Raw genomic sequence first — 16,446 nt, 5'->3', positions numbered from 1 at the left:
CCAGCCCGACCCACCCTCCGCTCAATATCACGGACAGACACACCAAGGAAGAGATGACTACCCAGGCTTCCGCGCCGCCCAGCACCAAGTCGCAGGCGCTCCGCTCGTACGACGTCGCCGACTTCCCGGCCCTCACCGGCCTGGAGGAGGAGTGGCGTTTCACCCCGCTCAAGCGGCTGCGCGGGCTGACCGGCGCGGCACCGGCCGCCACCGGTGTGGTCCGCCACGAGTACGCCGACCTGCCGGCCGGCGTCACCGTCGGGCGGATCGGCCGGGACGACCCCCGGGTGGGCAGCGTGCTCACCCCGGTCGACCGGGTCAGCGCGTTGGCGTACGGCGGCGCCGGGGAGACGTTGCTGGTCGAGGTCGCGGCCGACGCCGTGGTCGAGGCGCCGGTGACCCTGCGGGTGGTCGGGGACGACGCCGGCGGGCTGGCCTTCGGGCACACGTTCGTCGACGTGGGCCGGTTCGCCGAGGTGGTGCTGGTGCTGGAGCACGTCGGTGCCGCGACGCTGGCCGACAACGTCGAGGTGGCGGTGGCCGACGGGGCGAAGCTGACCCTGATCACGGTGGCCGACTGGGCCGCCGACGCGGTGCAGGCCCAGCACCTGAAGGTCCGGCTCGGCCGGGACGCCAAGGTGTCGCACATCCAGGTCAGCCTGGGTGGTGACCTGGTCCGCCAGTACACCACTGTCGAGTACACCGGCCGGGGCGGCGAGGCCGAGCTGCACGGCGTCTACTTCGCCGACGGCGGCCAACACCTGGAGCACCGTCAGCTCGTCGACCACAACGTGCCGGACTGCCGCAGCTACGTCGGCTACCGGGGCGCGTTGCAGGGCGAACAGGCGCACACCGTCTGGGTGGGTGACGTGCTGATCCGGGCCGAGGCGACCGGCACCGACACGTACGAGATCAACCGGAACCTGTTGCTCTCCGACGGCGCGCGGGCGGACTCCGTACCCAATCTGGAGATCGAGACCGGCGAGATCGCCGGCGCCGGCCACGCCAGCGCGACCGGGCGGTTCGACGACGAGCAGCTGTTCTACCTGATGGCCCGGGGTATCCCGGCGGACGAGGCCCGTCGCCTGGTGGTCCGGGGCTTCTTCGCCGAGGTGATCAACAAGATCCCGGTCGAGTCGCTGCGCGAGCGGCTGGGGGACGCGATCGAGGCCCGGCTCTCCAAGGGTGGGGCCTGACATGATCCGGATCTGCGCGACCGAGGACGTGCCGAAGGGCACCGTGATCAGCGCCGACGTGGACGGCACCCAGGTCGCCGTGGTGCACGGCACCGACGGCGGGTTCTATGCCGTCCACGACGAGTGCTCGCACGCCTCGGTCGCTCTCTCCGAGGGTGAGGTCGAGGGCTGCACGCTGGAATGCTGGCTGCACGGTTCCCGTTTCGACCTGCGGACGGGTGAGCCCACCGGGCTGCCCGCCACCGAACCCGTTCCCGTCTACGCCGTCGAGGTCCGCGACGGCGACATCTATCTTCCCGTGGGCGCCGACGGCCGCCCGACGCCGAGCAATGGAGTGACCCGATAATGAGCACCCTGGAGATTCGCGACCTGAAGGTGTCGGTCAAGCTGCCCGAGGGTGAGCTCAAGCCGATCCTCGACGGGGTGAACCTGACCGTCCGGTCGGGGGAGACCCACGCCATCATGGGCCCGAACGGCTCCGGTAAGTCGACCCTGGCGTACTCGATCGCCGGCCACCCCAAGTACGAGATCACCGGCGGCTCGGTGACCCTCGACGGCGTCGACGTGCTGGAGATGACCGTCGACGAGCGGGCCCGCGCCGGCCTCTTCCTGGCCATGCAGTACCCGGTCGAGGTGCCCGGCGTCTCGGTGGCGAACTTCCTGCGCACCGCCAAGACCGCCATCGACGGCGCGGCCCCGAAGCTGCGTACCTGGGGTGGCGAGCTGCGCGGCGCGATGGAGAAGCTCCAGATGGACCCGGCGTTCGCCCAGCGCAACGTCAACGAGGGCTTCTCCGGCGGCGAGAAGAAGCGGCACGAGATCGTGCAGCTGGAGCTGCTCAAGCCCAAGATCGCCATTCTTGACGAGACCGACTCCGGCCTCGACGTGGACGCGCTGCGGGTGGTCAGCGAGGGGGTCAACCGGGTCCGGGACACCGGCGACACCGGCCTGCTGCTGATCACCCACTACACCCGCATCCTGCGCTACATCAAGCCCGACTTCGTGCACGTCTTCGTGGCCGGCCGGATCGTCGAGCAGGGCGGCCCGGAGCTGGCCGACAAGCTGGAGGAAGAGGGCTACGAGCGGTACGTCGCCGGAGCCGGCGCGGCGCGGGCCTGAACACCACGGACAGGGGCGCTGAGATGACCACCATCGCCATCCCGGACGGGATGCCGCAGTACGACGACGTGCCGCGCTTCGACGTGGCCGCGGTGCGCGCCGACTTCCCGATCCTGGACCGGGAGGTCAACGGGCACCGGCTGGTCTATCTCGACAGCGCCAACACCTCGCACAAGCCCCGCCAGGTGCTCGACGTGCTCACCGGGCACTACGCGAGGCACAACGCCAACGTGTCGCGCTCGGTGCACACCCTGGGTACCGAGGCGACCGAGGCGTACGAGGGGGCGCGGGCGAAGATCGCCGCGTTCGTCAACGCGCCGAGCGTGGACGAGGTGGTGTTCACCAAGAACTCCACCGAGGCGATCAACATCGTGGCGTACGCGTTCTCCAACGCCTCGCTGCGCGCGGACGCCGACCCCCGGTTCCGGCTCGGCCCCGGCGACGAGATCGTGATCTCCGAGATGGAGCACCACTCGAACATCGTCCCGTGGCAGTTGCTGGCCGAGCGGACCGGCGCGACCCTGCGCTGGTTCCCGGTCACCGACAACGGCCGGCTGGACGAGTCGGGGCTGGACGAGCTGGTCACCGAGCGGACGAAGATCGTCTCGCTGGTGCACACCTCCAACATCCTCGGCACGGTCAACGCCACCGCCCGGATCACCGAGCGGGTCCGTCAGGTGGGTGCGCTGCTGCTGCTCGACTGCTCGCAGTCGGTGCCGCACCTGCCGGTGGACGTGGTCGACCTGGACGCCGACTTCATCGTCTTCACCGGGCACAAGATGTGCGGCCCGACCGGCATCGGCGTGCTCTGGGGCCGGGGCGAACTGCTCGCCGCGATGCCCCCGGTGATGGGCGGCGGTTCGATGATCGAGACGGTGACGATGGCCCGGTCCACGTTCGCCGCGCCGCCGGCCCGGTTCGAGGCGGGCACCCCGCCGATCGCCGAGGCCGTCGCGCTCGGCGCGGCGGTCGACTACCTGACTCGCGTCGGGATGCGGGCGATCCAGTGGCACGAGAAGGAGCTGACCGCGTACGCGCTGGACGCCCTCGCCACCGTGCCGGGGCTGCGGATCTTCGGTCCGACGGTGCCGGTCGGCCGGGGTGGCACCATCTCGTTCGCGCTCGGCGACGTGCACCCGCACGACGTCGGGCAGGTCCTCGACTCGCTGGGCGTGCAGGTGCGGGTGGGCCACCACTGCGCCAAGCCGGTCTGCACCCGGTTCGGTGTGCCGGCCATGACCCGGGCCTCGTTCTACCTGTACACCACCACGGAGGAGATCGACGCCCTGGTGTCGGGTCTCGAACAGGTGCGGAGGATCTTCGACTGATGCAGCTGGAGCAGCTCTACCAGGAGATCATCCTGGACCACTACAAGCGTCCGCAGGGGCGCGGTCTGCGCGATGCCGACGACCCCGACGCCGAGGTGGGCGAGGCGCACCACGTCAACCCGACCTGTGGTGACGAGGTGACCGTGCGGGTGGCCGCCGCCGACGACATCGTGGTGGACATCTCGTACGACGGGGCCGGCTGTTCGATCAGCCAGGCGTCGGCGAGCGTGTTGTACGACCGGCTGTCCGGTCGGTGCGCGGAGGAGATCGCCGCCGTGCACGCGGGATTCGTGGAGTTGATGTCCGGCCGTGGCCAGGTCACGCCGGACGAGGAACTACTCGGTGACGGGGTGGCGTTCGCGGGTGTCGCCCGCTACCCGGCCCGGGTCAAGTGCGCGCTGCTGCCGTGGATGGCGTTCAAGGACGCCGCGGCACGCGCGGGGGTGGGCATGAGCCCGACGGAGGTTGAGGCATGAGCGAGAACACCGCTACCGCGGCGACGCCGGAGACCGGCGACGCCAGCACCACGCCGACCGGTGCGGTGCCGCCGCCGGCCGTCAACGGCGCTGCCGGGACGGCGGGTGCCGACGCCTCGCCCGGTGTCGCCGGGACCTCGGCCGGCGAGGCGACGGCGGACGTCGACGGGTCGGCGGGTGCTGAGTCGGCCCCGGCCGACGCCGGGGCGGTCGCGGCCGCCGGGTCGGCCGGTGGCAGGGCGGTCGTCGCCGACATCGAGGAGGCGATGAAGGACGTCGTCGACCCCGAACTCGGCATCAACGTGGTCGACCTCGGCCTGGTGTACGGCGTGCACGTGGACGACCAGAACGTCGCCACCCTGGACATGACGCTGACCTCGGCGGCCTGCCCGCTCACCGACGTGATCGAGGACCAGACCCGGCAGGCGCTGACCACCGGCCCCGGCGGGGGACTGGTGGACGACATCCGGATCAACTGGGTCTGGTTGCCGCCATGGGGCCCGGACAAGATCACTGACGAGGGGCGGGACCAGCTCCGCTCGCTGGGCTTCAACGTCTGACCCTGGTCGGCTCCGCGGGCACGGCACCCCTCACCGGGTGCCGTGCCCGCTCCGTCTTCGCGGCTGACCCCTGCGGCCTTGGCCTCCCTCGGGCTCACTCGTTTCCTCGCGTCTTCGCGCCCTCACGAGGCCACCCGCTCCGCCAGGCCCACACCCGCTCCGCCAGGCCCACACCGGCTCCGCCAGGCCCACACCCGCTCCGCCAGGCCCACACCGGCTCCGCCAGGCCTCCGCGTCTGCACAAGACCACCCCGCTCCGACAGGCCTGGCCCCTTGGGCCCTTGCGTCCTCTCAAGCCGACCCACAACAGCAGGCCCGCCCACCCTCGGGCCTTCGCGTCCACTCACCCATTCCCACAGCCTGACCCGTCCCGCGCGTCCATGATTGGGGACGCGCAGCTGATGATCGACTCCTGTGGGGCGATATTGGGGTGTTCCCGCCCGCCGGATACCCCCACATCGGCCCCGATGTGATGATCATCGTGGCGTGGCGTGGCGTGGCGTGGCGTGGCGTGGCGTGGCGTGGCGTGGCGTGGCGTGGCGTGGCGTGGCGTGGCGTGGCGTGGCGTGGCGTGGCGTGGCGTGGCGTGGCGTGGCGTGGCGTGGCGTGGCGTGGCGTGGCGTGGCGTGGCGTGGCGTGGCGTGGCGTGGCGTGGCGTGGCGTGGCGTGGCGTGGCGTGGCGTGGCGTGGCGTTCGGGCCCCGCAGGGCTGGGAAATCCGGTGGTGGCCCGGCGGGGTCGGGGCCGATGATGGGCCGATGATCGAGGCGTACCCGATGCAGAGTCCCGTCCGTGCGGCCGCCGCCGCGCGCCGACAGCGGGCCCTGCGGGGGCGCGGATCGGCCCGCCACCGATCGTCGTGACCGCCGCGTTCCTGGCCGGTCTGGTGGCCGGTTACGGCGTCGCGGTCCCGGTCGGCGCGATCGCGGTGCTCATCCTGGGGCTCAGTGCCCGGACCTCGTTCGGGGTCGGTGCGGCTGCCGCGCTCGGCGTGGCCACCGCGGACGGGCTCTACGCCGCCGTGGCGGTGCTCGGCGGTGCGGCGGTGGCCGCCGTGGTCGCGCCGGTCGCCGGGCCGCTGCGGGTGGTGGCGGCGGTGGTGCTGCTCGCCCTCGCCGCCCATGGCGGCTGGCGGGCGGTACGCCCTCGGGCTGCCGCGCCGGGTGCGCCGACGCCGGGCCGAGGGATCGACACCCCCGGGCGCGCGTTCGCCGGGGTGTTGGCGCTGACCCTGCTCAACCCGGCCACGGTGGTGTACTTCGCGGCGCTGGTCCTCGGTCGGCCCGACGCGGCCCGGGCCGCTCCGGCAGCCGCCGGGCTGTTCGTCCTCGGTGCCTTCGTCGCGTCGGCGAGCTGGCAGCTGCTGATCGCCGGGGGTGGCACCCTGGTCGGCCGGGTGCTCGTCGGCCCGCGCGGTCGGCTGGTGACCGGGCTACTCTCCAGCGTGATCATCGCCGCGCTCGCCGTGGCGCTGCTGATCGTGCGCTGAGCCGTCGTCCGGGCACCGCAGCGGGCGGGGTCGGCGGGCTGCGTCGGCGGATGCGACCGCCGGCCGGCGCCGACCGGTCGGGTCCGGTCCGGTCGGGTCCGGTCGGTGGTCGGAGGCGTGGGCCCGGTGCCGGCGGGGCGGGCCGACCGCCGTGCCGTACGGTCGGGTCATGAGCAGCCGACCCGCAGCCGGCGGCGGCCGGTGGGTCGAGGTCGACCCGGTCCGGGTCGCCCGCTGGGCCGAGGGCTTCGCCGACCGGCACGGCCCGCCCACCACCACCGTCGAGGGGTACGGGCTGCTGCTCACCGCCCCCGACGGCGCAACCGCCGAGCTGCATCTCCCACCGGGTGCCCCGCCCCTCGGCGACGCGGCGGGTGATACCGCCACGCCCTCGCGGATCGACGGTCTGCCGGGATTCGTCAGCGTTGCCGCCGCACCCCGCCGGATCGGTTTGCTGCTCGCCCGCAAGGGTGCGGTGGCGGTCGGTGTGGCACTCGGTGAGGAGCTGCGGGTGTCCAAGGTGGACACCCGTTACGTGCAGGGGCGTACCGCCGCCGGGGGGTGGTCGCAGCAGCGGTTCGCCCGGCGGCGGGACAACCAGGCGAAGGCGGCCCTGGGCGACGCCGCCGAGCTGGCCGTACGGCTGCTGCTGCCGGCGGCGTCGACGCTGGCGGCGCTGGTCTGCGGTGGCGACCGGCGGGCCGTCGACACGGTGCTGGCCGACCGGCGGTTGGCCCCGCTCGCCGGGCTGCGTGCCGAGCGGCTGCTCGACGTGCCCGAACCCCGGCACGCGGTGCTGGTCGGCGCGGTCACCGCCGCCCGCGCGGTCCACGTCCTGGTCCGCGATCCGGCCTGAGCCGGTCCGCGAGGACGACGGCGGCCGGTGGGCGTGCGCCCGTCCGACCGCCGTGCCGGTGCCGGTGCGGTGCCGGTGCGGTGCCGGTGCGGTGCCGGTCAGAGGCTGCCGCCGAAGGTGTCGCAGGACTTCGGGTCACCGGTGGTGTAGCCCTTGGTGAACCACTGCTTGCGCTGCTCGGAGGAGCCGTGGGTGAACTCCTCCGGGTTCACCGGGCGGTTGGCCCGCTTGGAGACGGCGTCGTCGCCGATCTTCTCGGCGGTGTCGATCGCCTGCGCGATGTCCTGCTCGGTGATGCTCTTGAAGATCTTCTGGCCCTGCTCGTCGGCGGTGCCGGTGGCGTTCTTGGCCCAGGCGCCGGCGTAGCAGTCGGCCTGGAGCTCCAGCTTGACCGAGAGCGCGTTGGCGCTGTCCGGGTCCCGCTGCTGCTGGCGACGCATCTGCGCCTCGGTGCCGAGCAGGTCCTGCACGTGGTGTCCGTACTCGTGGGCCAGCACGTACGGCTGGGCGAACTCACCCTCCGCGCCGAGCTGGTCGGCGAGGGTCTGGTAGAAGGTGAGGTCGATGTAGACCAGGTCGTCGGCCGGGCAGTAGAACGGCCCGACGCCGGAGTCGGCCTGGCCACAGCCGGTGTTGACGCCCTGGCTGAAGAAGACCGTCTTGGACGGCTGGTACTGCTGGCCGAACCGCTCCGGCAGGGCGGTACGCCAGTACGCCTGGATCGAGTTGACGTAGAGGGTGTTGCGGCAGTCCAACTGCTTGAGCGCGTCGTCGGCGGAGCACTTCTGGGTAAGCGACGTGTTGTCGCCCGACTCTGCGCCGCCGCCGCCGTTCATGGCGTTCAGGCCGAATCCGCCACCCACCAGGGCCACCAGTACGGCGATGATGAGGCCGACGATGCCGCCGCGCCCACCCCCGCCGGGGATCGGGATGCCCATCCCGCCACCCCCGCCGGATCCCCGCCGGTCGTCCACCTGGCCGGTGTCGACCCGCGCGTTCTCGTTCAGCTCCATGTTGACCCCGATCACCGATTCGTCACGTCTGAGGGTTGCGGTACCGGACGGGTCCGGACGGGGTTTCCGGTACCCGATGATCTTGCCCGGTAATCCGGACGGTGCGCGCCGAGCCGCCCGGTACACTTGTCGGGTGCTGCGCTGCGAAGGCTGAATCGCCCCGCGCCGACGGGAAACACCGCCCGCCGGCGCTTTCGCGTGCCCTGAGCCAGCCCTCCAGACCCCCGAGAGCGAGTACCGGAAATGATCAGTGTCACCGGCCTGGAACTGCGCGCCGGTTCCCGGATCCTCCTGTCCGACACCACCCTGCGGGTGCAGCCCGGTGACCGGATCGGACTGGTCGGCCGCAACGGTGCCGGCAAGACCACCACCCTCAAGGTGCTGGCCGGCGAGGGGCAGCCCTACGGCGGGCAGATCGACCGGCGGAGCGCCATCGGCTACCTGCCCCAGGACCCGCGTACCGGCGATCTGGAGGTCACCGGCCGGGACCGGGTGCTCTCCGCCCGGGGGCTGGACGTGCTGATGGCCCAGATGAACGAGATCGAGCAGCGGCTCGCCGACGGCGTCGACGACAAGCTGGTCCGCCGCTACGGCGCCCTGGAGGACCAGTTCGCCTCGCTGGGCGGGTACGCCGCCGAGGCCGAGGCCGCCCGGATCTGCGCCAACCTGGGGCTGCCCGACCGGGCCCTCGCCCAGACCATCGGCACCCTCTCCGGCGGTCAACGCCGCCGGATCGAACTGGCCCGGATCCTGTTCCGCGACGCCGGGGAGAACGGCGGCGGCATCCTGCTGCTCGACGAGCCCACCAACCACCTCGACGCCGACTCGATCACCTGGCTGCGCGGCTTCCTCGCCAACCACAAGGGCGGACTGATCGTGATCTCCCACGACGGTTCGCTGCTGGAGTCGGTGGTCAACAAGGTCTGGTTCCTGGACGCCACCCGTTCCGTGGTCGACGTCTACAACCTGGGCTGGAAGGCGTACCAGGAGGCCCGGGAGACCGACGAGCGCCGGCGTCGCCGGGAGCGGGCCAACGCCGAGAAGAAGGCCGGCGCGTTGATGGCGCAGGCCGACAAGATGCGGGCCAAGGCCACCAAGACCGTCGCGGCGCAGAACATGGCCCGGCGGGCCGAGAAGCTGATCTCGGGACTGGAGGAGGTGCGCGTCTCCGACAAGGTGGCGAAGGTCCGTTTCCCCAACCCCGCGCCGTGCGGCAAGACCCCGCTGACCGCGACGGGCCTGTCCAAGTCGTACGGCTCGCTGGAGATCTTCACCGACGTCAACGTCGCGGTGGATCGCGGCTCCCGGGTGGCCATCCTCGGGCTCAACGGCGCCGGCAAGACCACTCTGCTGCGGATGCTCGGCGGGCTGCTCCCACCGGACACCGGCGAGGTGCACGCCGGGCACGGCCTGCGGTTGGGCTACTACGCCCAGGAGCACGAGACGCTGGACGTGGAGCGCACGGTGCTGGAGAACATGCGGGCGGCGGCGATCGAGCAGTCCGACACCGACCTCCGCAAGATCCTCGGCGCGTTCCTGTTCTCCGGGGAGGACGTGAACAAGCCCGCCGGGGTGCTCTCCGGTGGTGAGAAGACCCGACTCGCCCTGTCGACCCTGGTCTGCTCCGGCGCGAACGTGCTGCTGCTGGACGAGCCGACGAACAACCTCGACCCGGTCAGCCGCGAGCAGGTGCTCGACGCCATCGCCAACTACCCCGGCGCGATCGTGCTGGTCACCCACGACCCGGGCGCGGTGCTCGCCCTCAAGCCCGACCGGGCGATCCTGCTCCCCGACGGTGACGAGGACGCCTGGAGCGACGACCTCCTCGAACTGGTCGAACTGGCCTGACCCGCCCCGGTCGCCGGCGCCGCCCCCACCGGGGCGGACCCGGCGACCGGCCGGTGGTCAGGCGGCGAGGTCGGCCAGCCGGCCGAGGACCCCTGAGCCGGCCACGATCACCACGCCGATGGCGACGAAGACGGCCGGGACCAGCCAGTGGCCGGCCCGGTCGATCAGGCCGACCACCCGGGGGTGCCCGCCGAGCAGGGCGGCGACGCCGCACCAGACGGCGACCAGGACGGCGAAGACCAGCAGGTAGACCAGCCCGGTTCGCGGGTCGAGGGCGCGGAACACCGGGACGTAGACGGCGATGTTGTCGGCGCCGTTGGCGACCGTCACCCCGGCGACCCCGAGCAGTCCGCCGACCACGGCCGACGGGGCGTCGTCGTCGGTGCGGGCCAGCAGCGCCCGGACGCCGAGCGCGATCGGCAGCAACCCGAGCAGGCCGGTCCACGGGTCGGGGACCACCAGCAGGCCGGCGGCGACGACCAGGCCCGCCGCGACGAGGGCGGCGATGCCCAGGTACTGACCGGTCACGATCTGCCACGGGCGGGGTCGTCCGGTGCTCCGGGCGGCTACGAAGAGTACGGTCAGCACCACGATGTCGTCGAGATCGGTGGCCGCGAAGACGGCCGCCGCCCCGCTCACGCTGCCCCACACGTCGGTCACGACCGGCAGGTTACGGCCCGGTCACCGGCCCGGCCACGGCGCAGTCCGCGCTGCGGATCGTTCGGAGTGTCACTCTATCGGGTTGGCGACACTGCATAGCGTGTCGGTTGGCGAAGAGTTGATATCTGGCGCATGATCGTTCGAGGCGGTCTAATAGGTGGGACCGTATCGAACCGCACAGTCTGGGACGTGAGGAATCAGCATGGCAGCCACTGGCACAGCCACCAGCACTGAGAAGGGTCGCCGGATCGTCGGAGCCGAGCGTCAGACGCTCGCCAAGGACCTGGTAAAGCGGTACACCGGCGGCGAGAGCATTCGCGCGCTTGCCGCTTCGACCGGACGATCGTACGGGTTCATCCACCGCGTGCTCACCGAGTCCGGTGTGCAGCTGCGACAGCGCGGCGGCGCCCGGCGTCGCAAGAAGGCGTGACCCGCCCACCAGCGTCGTCCGTCAGCACGCCCCGGGCGGTCCGGTGACCGCCGAGACGAACGGGGTGCTACTGCACTGTGACGGGCCGGTCGCGACGGTCACGTTGTGCCGGCCCGACGTGCTCAATGCCCAGACCCCGGCGATGTGGCGCGCGATGAGCGACTTCTCCCGGGACCTGCCCGGCGACGTACGCGTCGTGGTGGTCCGCGGCGAGGGTCGGTCGTTCTCCGCCGGCCTCGACCTGTCGGTGGCCGGTGCCCAGGGTCCGGGCTCCTTCGCGGAGCTGTCCACCCTCCCCGAGCAGGAGTGCGCCGACCGGATCGCCGGCTACCAGCAGGGCTTCACCTGGCTGCACCGACCGGACGTGATCTCGGTGGCGGCCGTGCAGGGTCATGCCATCGGCGCGGGCTTCCAGCTCGCGCTCGCCTGCGACCTGCGGGTGCTCGCCGAGGACGCCCGGTTGTCGATGGCCGAGGTCACCCTCGGTCTGGTCCCCGATCTGGCCGGCACCAAGCGGCTGGTCGAGTTGGTCGGCTACGCGCGTGCCCTGGAGCTGTGCGTCACCGGCCGACGGATGGACGCCGCCGAGGCCGATCGGATCGGGCTGGCCAACCTGGTGGTGCCGAACACCGAGCTGGACGACGCGGTACGGGACCTCACCGCCGGCCTGCTCGCCGGCAACCGGGACGCGGTGGTGGAGATCAAGGCGCTGCTCGCGGGTGCCGCCGACCGTTCCCACCCCGCGCAGCAGCGAGCCGAGCGCGAGGCACAGACCCGCCGGTTGCGCGATCTCGCGGGCCGGGGCGAATAGTAAGGACTGTTCGGGAAGAGTCGGGTTACCGCCGAGGTTGTCGTAGGCGTCGGGAGAATTGACCCGACGGTGCGTGCTGCCCACGACGCGGAGGTGACCTCATGTCCAACCCGATGGCGGGCGGCAACATGGCCGGCTGGAGCATGCTCCGGTCGATCCGGCACCGCGACGAGGTCTCCACCCACCGGCTCACCCGGGGCACCGCCAAGCGGATCATGGCGTTCGCCCACCCCTACCGGCGGGACATCATCGTCTTCCTGGTGACCGTGGTGATCGCGGCCGTGATCGGGGTGGCCACCCCGGTGCTCGCGGGGCACGTGATCAACGCGATCAGCGGGGGCGGCCCCGATGCGGGTGCCGCCGTCGTCCGGCTCGCCCTGATCATCGGCGCGTTGGCCGTCGCCGACGCGCTCTTCTCCCTCGCCCAGCGGTGGTACTCGGCCCGCATCGGTGAGGGGATCATCCTCGACCTGCGCACCCGGGTCTATGACCACGTGCAGCGGATGCCGTTGCAGTTCTTCACCCGGACCCAGACCGGCGCCCTGGTCAGCCGGCTCAACAACGACGTGATGGGCGCCCAGCGAGCCTTCACGTCCACCCTGTCCGGGGTGGTCAGCAACGTCATCCAGCTGGTGCTCACCGCCGGGGTGATGTTCACCCTCTCCTGGCAGATCACCCTGCTGTCGCTGGTCCTGCTGCCGATCTTCGTGGTCCCCGCGCGGCGGGTCGGCAGGCGGTTGGCCGAGATCACCCGGGAGTCGTACGACCTCGACGCCAAGATGAACGCCACCATGACCGAGCGGTTCGGGGTGGCCGGCGCGTTACTGGTCAAGCTGTTCGGCTCGCCCGAGGTGGAGGCGGGCCGGTTCGGCGCGCGGGCCGAGCGGGTCCGCGACATCGGCATCCAGTCGGCGATGTACTCGCGGACCTTCTTCGTGGCGATGCTGCTGGTCGCCTCGCTGGCCCAGGCGCTCACCTACGGGCTGGGCGGCTGGCTGGCGGTCACCGGTGCGGTCAGCGCCGGCACGGTGGTCACCCTCGCCCTGCTGCTCACCCGCCTCTACGGCCCGCTGACCGCGCTGTCCAACGTCCGGGTCGACGTGATGAGCGCGCTGGTCTCCTTCGACCGGGTCTTCGAGGTGCTCGACCTGCGCCCCGGCATCGAGGAGAAGCCCGACGCGGTGCCGGTGCCCCGGGGTGCCGGCCGGGTCGAGTTCCGCGACGTCCGGTTCCGCTACCCGGCGGCCGCCGAGGTCTCGCTGGCCTCGCTGGAGGAGGTCGCCACCCTCGACCGGACCGCCAACGAGCCGGTGCTCAAGGGCGTCTCGTTCCGCGTCGAGCCGGGGCAGATGGTGGCCCTGGTCGGGCCGTCCGGGGCCGGCAAGTCCACGCTGTCCATGCTGATCTCCCGGATCTACGACGTCACCGACGGCGCGGTGCGGGTCGGCGGGGTCGACGTCCGGGACGCCACCCTCGCCTCGCTGCGCGACGAGATCGGCGTGGTCACCCAGGACTCCCACCTGTTCCACGAGACGATCGCCGAGAACCTGCGGTACGCCAAGCCGGACGCCACCGACGACGAGATCTGGGCGGCGCTGGCCGGCGCGCAGGTGGCCGACCTGGTCCGGGCCCTGCCCGACGGGCTGGAGACGACGGTCGGCGAGCGCGGCTACCGCTTCTCCGGCGGCGAGAAGCAACGCATCGCCATCGCCCGGCTGCTGCTCAAGGCCCCGTCGATCGTGATCCTGGACGAGGCCACCGCCCATCTCGACTCGGAGAGCGAGGCGGCGGTGCAGCGGGCCCTGTCCGTGGCGTTGGCCGGGCGTACCGCACTGGTGATCGCGCACCGGCTCTCCACTGTGCGCGACGCCGACCAGGTCCTGGTCCTCGACGGTGGCCGGATCGTCGAGCGGGGCCGGCACGACGAGTTGGTCGCGGTCGGTGGGCTCTACGCCGAGCTGTACCGCACCCAGTTCGCGGTCGTCGACTCGCCCGCCCCGTACGCCGGGGTGGACCAGCCCGAGCCGATCATCACCACCGTGCCGATGGGCACCTACGTCGCGCAGGAGGCGCTGCCCCCGGCCGTGGCCAACTAGCGGTGGATGCGGGTGCTGCCAGCGGGCGGCGATCGTCCTGGGCTTGCGGTTGCCGTCTGCGCCGGGGCCGATGGACCTGCGCCTGTCCGAGCCGGGCCCTTCGATGCTCGATGACACGTTGGCGTGACTCATGCCCCCATCGCGTAGGAGCGGTCCATCAGGTCGGTCATCGCCTGCTGGAAGTCCCGGCGCTTCGTGTCGTTCCAGTCCGTGGTCAGCTGAGCGAAGATGTCCTCCTGCCAGCGATGTGCCTGGTCCAGCATGGACCGGCCCTCGGGGGTGAGGGATGTCTCACGTCGTCGACCGTCAGCCGGAGACGCCGTCGCCGCCAGGTAGCCGGCTGCCGTGGCGCTCTTGATCAACCGGGAGGCGCCACTCTGGTCGATCCCGATATCGTGCGCGATCGCGTTGACGGTTGCCGGGATTCCTCGCTGGCTGAGCGCCTGGACCGCCTCACAGACCAGCACGAGTCGGCCCTGGTCGCCGCCCGCGTCCGCCGCCACGGGTCGGCGCGCCCAGTGCCGGACGAAGTGGAACAGGACCTGCCCGGGGCCTTGGCTGGTCACTCGGATGCCGCCATCTCGCGACAGATGTGGGCCAGTTCGAGGGCGGCCTTGAGATCCGGCAGCCGCAGCGCAGCCGTGACCTTCCCGCCGGAGGCGCGGAAGACTGTCGCCACCCGTGTGGGCTCCGTGCGCTCGGGCCAGGTGGCGTCCTCCTCGACCACCATGAGTCGTTCGCTGACCGGGTGCCAGGACCGAGGGCGCAGTGTGATCCCTGAACGCCCCACCCACTCCGCGAACTGCGCGGGCGTGATCGTGCCCGCGCCCCTCGGGCCCAGGACGACGACCGGATCACCGACCGCCCTCGCGGCCCGGTCCAGGTCGCCGTCGTTGACGCTCGCGTGCCACTCGTTGATTGCCGCTTCAAGACCCGAATCCATGCCTCAGATTATATGCGATACGCATACATCGGCCGCTCGGCGGCGACCCGCACCGGGTGGCGGTCAGCCGACGGCCGGGGGCGGGTCGCCGGCAACGGCCGCGCGCAGTTCGCCGAAGGCGGCCCCCAGGGTCTGCGGGGTGAAGTGGGCGTTCAGGCCGCTCGGGTTGGGCAGCACCCACAGCCGCGCGCCGGCCAACGGTTCCGGCTGCGGGCCGAAGCCAGCCTTCGGCCGGGCGAACCCGATCCGGTACGCCGTCACCCCGACCACGGCCACCCAGGTCGGCCGGTAGAGGGCCACCTTGTCGGTCAGCGTGCGTGCGCCCGTCACCAGCTCCGCCGGGGTCAGTTCGTCCGCCCGCGCGCTGGCCCGCGCCACCATGTTGGTGATGCCCAGCCCGTACCCGGGCAGCGTGTCCTGCTCGCTCGGGTGCAGTTGGCGCGGGGTGAAGCCGCCCCGGTGCAGGGCCGGCCAGAAGCGGTTGCCGGGCCGGGCGAAGTGCCACCCGGTGGCCGCCGACCAGAGACCGGGGTTGATCCCGACGAAGAGCACCGTGAGCCCCTGGTCGATCACGTCGGGGATGGTGCGGTCCGCCGCCGCGGCCAGCTCCGCCCGATCCGGCCGCCGGAACTCCGGCTCGCGCGGGCGGGTCGGGCCGGGGGAGACCTCGATCCGGCCGGGTGTCCCGTCGGCGGTCCCGGGCAGGCGGTCGGCGGTGATCGGCGAGTGCCGGGCATCGGTGCCCCGACGGCGGCGGGCCGGTTCGGGGCCGGTGGTGGCAGGGAGGGCGGCGGGGCCGGTCGCGGCGGGGCCGGTCGCGCGGCGCGCCGGGGTCACAGGCTGCGTAGCGCGCCGCCGTCGACCGGCACGCTGACCCCGGTGACATAGCCGGCGGCGGGGGAGAGTAGGAAGGCGGCCACCCGCCCGAACTCGGCCGGATCGCCGATGCGGCGCAGTGGGATGCCGGCCTCCGCCCGGGACCGGGCCGCCTCGTCGTCGCCGAGCAGTTCCCGGTTGCGATCGGTCAGGAACCGTCCGGGCAGCAGTCCCAGCACCCGTACGCCGCGGGGGCCGTGCTCGTCGGCCAGGTCCTTGGCCACCCCGGCCAGGCCGGGCCGCAGGCCGTTGGAGATGCCGAGGCCGGTGATCGGCGTCCGGGCCGAGGTGGACAGCACCATGGCGATCGCGCCGCCGTCGGTGAGCGCGGCGGCCACCGTCCGGGCCGTCCGGACCGTACCGAGGAAGACCGTCTCGAAGGACTCCCGCCACTGCGCGTCGCTGACCTGCGCGGCGGTGCCCGGGGGTGGCCCGCCGACCGAGACGAGCGCTCCATCGAGCCGGCCGAAGTGTTCACGGGCGGCGATCACCAGCCGCTCGGGGAGGCTCGGGTCGGCCAGGTCGGCGACGAGGCCGATCGCGTGGTCGGGCCCACCCAGCCGGTCGACGGCCTCGGCGACCCGCTCCGGCGTCCGGGCCGACAGGACCACCCGCGCCCCGTCGGCGACCAGGCACTGCGCGGTCGCGAAGCCGAGCCCCCGGGAAGCGCCGGTCAACACGTACACCCGATCGGTGAGTCCGAGATCCATGCCACCGATCCTGCCGTATCCGGTGGTGGTCGGCAC

The 16,446-nt window shown here is 72.3% G+C and carries 18 protein-coding genes; 12 read left to right on the top strand and 6 right to left on the bottom strand.

The window, feature by feature from the left end:
- Positions 1-53: 53 nt before the first annotated feature.
- From sufD to ACQP1S_RS22185, 8 genes are all read left to right on the top strand, one after another.
- Positions 54-1,196 (top strand): Fe-S cluster assembly protein SufD, encoded by a 1,143-nt coding sequence (gene sufD / locus ACQP1S_RS22220; protein WP_432898725.1) that lies wholly within the window; start codon positions 54-56, stop codon positions 1,194-1,196.
- A 1-nt stretch (position 1,197) separates the two neighbouring features.
- Complete coding sequence (locus ACQP1S_RS22215; RefSeq protein ID WP_091237321.1) at positions 1,198-1,542, top strand: non-heme iron oxygenase ferredoxin subunit; 345 nt, start codon at positions 1,198-1,200, stop codon at positions 1,540-1,542.
- A complete protein-coding gene (gene sufC, locus ACQP1S_RS22210) occupies positions 1,542-2,315 on the top strand; it encodes a Fe-S cluster assembly ATPase SufC (protein ID WP_091237320.1) in 774 nt (257 codons plus the stop codon). Before ACQP1S_RS22215 ends, sufC begins: the two co-directional genes overlap by 1 nt.
- A 23-nt stretch (positions 2,316-2,338) precedes the next feature.
- Complete coding sequence (locus ACQP1S_RS22205; protein WP_432898721.1) at positions 2,339-3,643, top strand: cysteine desulfurase; 1,305 nt, start codon at positions 2,339-2,341, stop codon at positions 3,641-3,643.
- Positions 3,643-4,119, top strand: a complete 477-nt coding sequence (sufU, locus tag ACQP1S_RS22200) for a Fe-S cluster assembly sulfur transfer protein SufU (RefSeq protein ID WP_091237318.1) — start codon at positions 3,643-3,645, stop codon at positions 4,117-4,119. Before ACQP1S_RS22205 ends, sufU begins: the two co-directional genes overlap by 1 nt.
- A gap of 65 nt (positions 4,120-4,184) precedes the next feature.
- Positions 4,185-4,679, top strand: coding sequence for a metal-sulfur cluster assembly factor (locus ACQP1S_RS22195; RefSeq protein ID WP_091238782.1), 495 nt, complete (start codon positions 4,185-4,187; stop codon positions 4,677-4,679).
- Positions 4,680-5,537: 858 nt separating this feature from the next.
- Entirely contained in the window at positions 5,538-6,167 is a 630-nt protein-coding gene (locus ACQP1S_RS22190; RefSeq protein WP_432898718.1) for a LysE family transporter, read from the top strand.
- A gap of 169 nt (positions 6,168-6,336) precedes the next feature.
- Positions 6,337-7,023, top strand: a complete 687-nt coding sequence (locus tag ACQP1S_RS22185; protein ID WP_432898715.1) for an acVLRF1 family peptidyl-tRNA hydrolase — start codon at positions 6,337-6,339, stop codon at positions 7,021-7,023.
- 98 nt (positions 7,024-7,121) lie between these two features.
- On the opposite strand, the gene ypfJ is transcribed toward ACQP1S_RS22185, so the two are convergent.
- Positions 7,122-8,036 carry a KPN_02809 family neutral zinc metallopeptidase gene (gene ypfJ / locus ACQP1S_RS22180; RefSeq protein ID WP_432898712.1) on the bottom strand — a complete coding sequence of 305 codons (915 nt, stop codon included), beginning with the start codon at positions 8,034-8,036 and terminating at the stop codon, positions 7,122-7,124.
- Positions 8,037-8,279: 243 nt separating this feature from the next.
- Here ypfJ and ACQP1S_RS22175 point away from each other — a divergent pair, with 243 nt between their 5' ends.
- Positions 8,280-9,884: an ABC-F family ATP-binding cassette domain-containing protein gene (locus ACQP1S_RS22175; RefSeq protein WP_357782985.1), complete on the top strand. Its 1,605-nt coding sequence runs from the start codon at positions 8,280-8,282 to the stop codon at positions 9,882-9,884.
- 57 nt (positions 9,885-9,941) lie between these two features.
- Here ACQP1S_RS22175 and ACQP1S_RS22170 read toward each other — a convergent pair whose 3' ends face one another.
- Entirely contained in the window at positions 9,942-10,544 is a 603-nt protein-coding gene (locus tag ACQP1S_RS22170) for a cadmium resistance transporter (RefSeq protein WP_432898707.1), read from the bottom strand.
- Between the two features lie 202 nt (positions 10,545-10,746).
- Between ACQP1S_RS22170 and ACQP1S_RS22165 the strand changes: the two genes are divergently transcribed.
- The 3 genes from ACQP1S_RS22165 to ACQP1S_RS22155 all read left to right on the top strand — a co-directional run bounded on the left by ACQP1S_RS22165 (position 10,747) and on the right by ACQP1S_RS22155 (position 13,881).
- Positions 10,747-10,974: a helix-turn-helix domain-containing protein gene (locus ACQP1S_RS22165; RefSeq protein WP_007072022.1), complete on the top strand. Its 228-nt coding sequence runs from the start codon at positions 10,747-10,749 to the stop codon at positions 10,972-10,974.
- 43 nt (positions 10,975-11,017) lie between these two features.
- The gene (locus tag ACQP1S_RS22160) at positions 11,018-11,785 is read left to right on the top strand and encodes an enoyl-CoA hydratase/isomerase family protein (protein WP_432898699.1); all 768 of its coding nucleotides are present in this window, start codon (positions 11,018-11,020) and stop codon (positions 11,783-11,785) included.
- A 113-nt stretch (positions 11,786-11,898) separates the two neighbouring features.
- Positions 11,899-13,881 carry an ABC transporter ATP-binding protein gene (locus ACQP1S_RS22155; RefSeq protein WP_432908208.1) on the top strand — a complete coding sequence of 661 codons (1,983 nt, stop codon included), beginning with the start codon at positions 11,899-11,901 and terminating at the stop codon, positions 13,879-13,881.
- 128 nt (positions 13,882-14,009) lie between these two features.
- On the opposite strand, the gene ACQP1S_RS22150 is transcribed toward ACQP1S_RS22155, so the two are convergent.
- From ACQP1S_RS22150 to ACQP1S_RS22135, 4 genes are all read right to left on the bottom strand, one after another.
- Positions 14,010-14,447, bottom strand: coding sequence for a MarR family winged helix-turn-helix transcriptional regulator (locus ACQP1S_RS22150; RefSeq protein WP_432898696.1), 438 nt, complete (start codon positions 14,445-14,447; stop codon positions 14,010-14,012).
- Positions 14,444-14,824, bottom strand: a complete 381-nt coding sequence (locus ACQP1S_RS22145) for a hypothetical protein (RefSeq protein ID WP_432898693.1) — start codon at positions 14,822-14,824, stop codon at positions 14,444-14,446. Before ACQP1S_RS22145 ends, ACQP1S_RS22150 begins: the two co-directional genes overlap by 4 nt.
- 63 nt (positions 14,825-14,887) lie before the next feature.
- Positions 14,888-15,496 carry a G/U mismatch-specific DNA glycosylase gene (gene mug / locus ACQP1S_RS22140; RefSeq protein WP_432908205.1) on the bottom strand — a complete coding sequence of 203 codons (609 nt, stop codon included), beginning with the start codon at positions 15,494-15,496 and terminating at the stop codon, positions 14,888-14,890.
- A gap of 161 nt (positions 15,497-15,657) precedes the next feature.
- The gene (locus ACQP1S_RS22135; RefSeq protein WP_432898690.1) at positions 15,658-16,410 is read right to left on the bottom strand and encodes an SDR family oxidoreductase; all 753 of its coding nucleotides are present in this window, start codon (positions 16,408-16,410) and stop codon (positions 15,658-15,660) included.
- Between the last annotated feature and the right edge of the window lie 36 nt (positions 16,411-16,446).

This window comes from Micromonospora matsumotoense, from assembly GCF_050951065.1.
In the GTDB taxonomy this organism is placed as follows: domain Bacteria; phylum Actinomycetota; class Actinomycetes; order Mycobacteriales; family Micromonosporaceae; genus Micromonospora; species Micromonospora matsumotoensis.
This window is presented reverse-complemented; position numbering and strand designations above follow the sequence as displayed.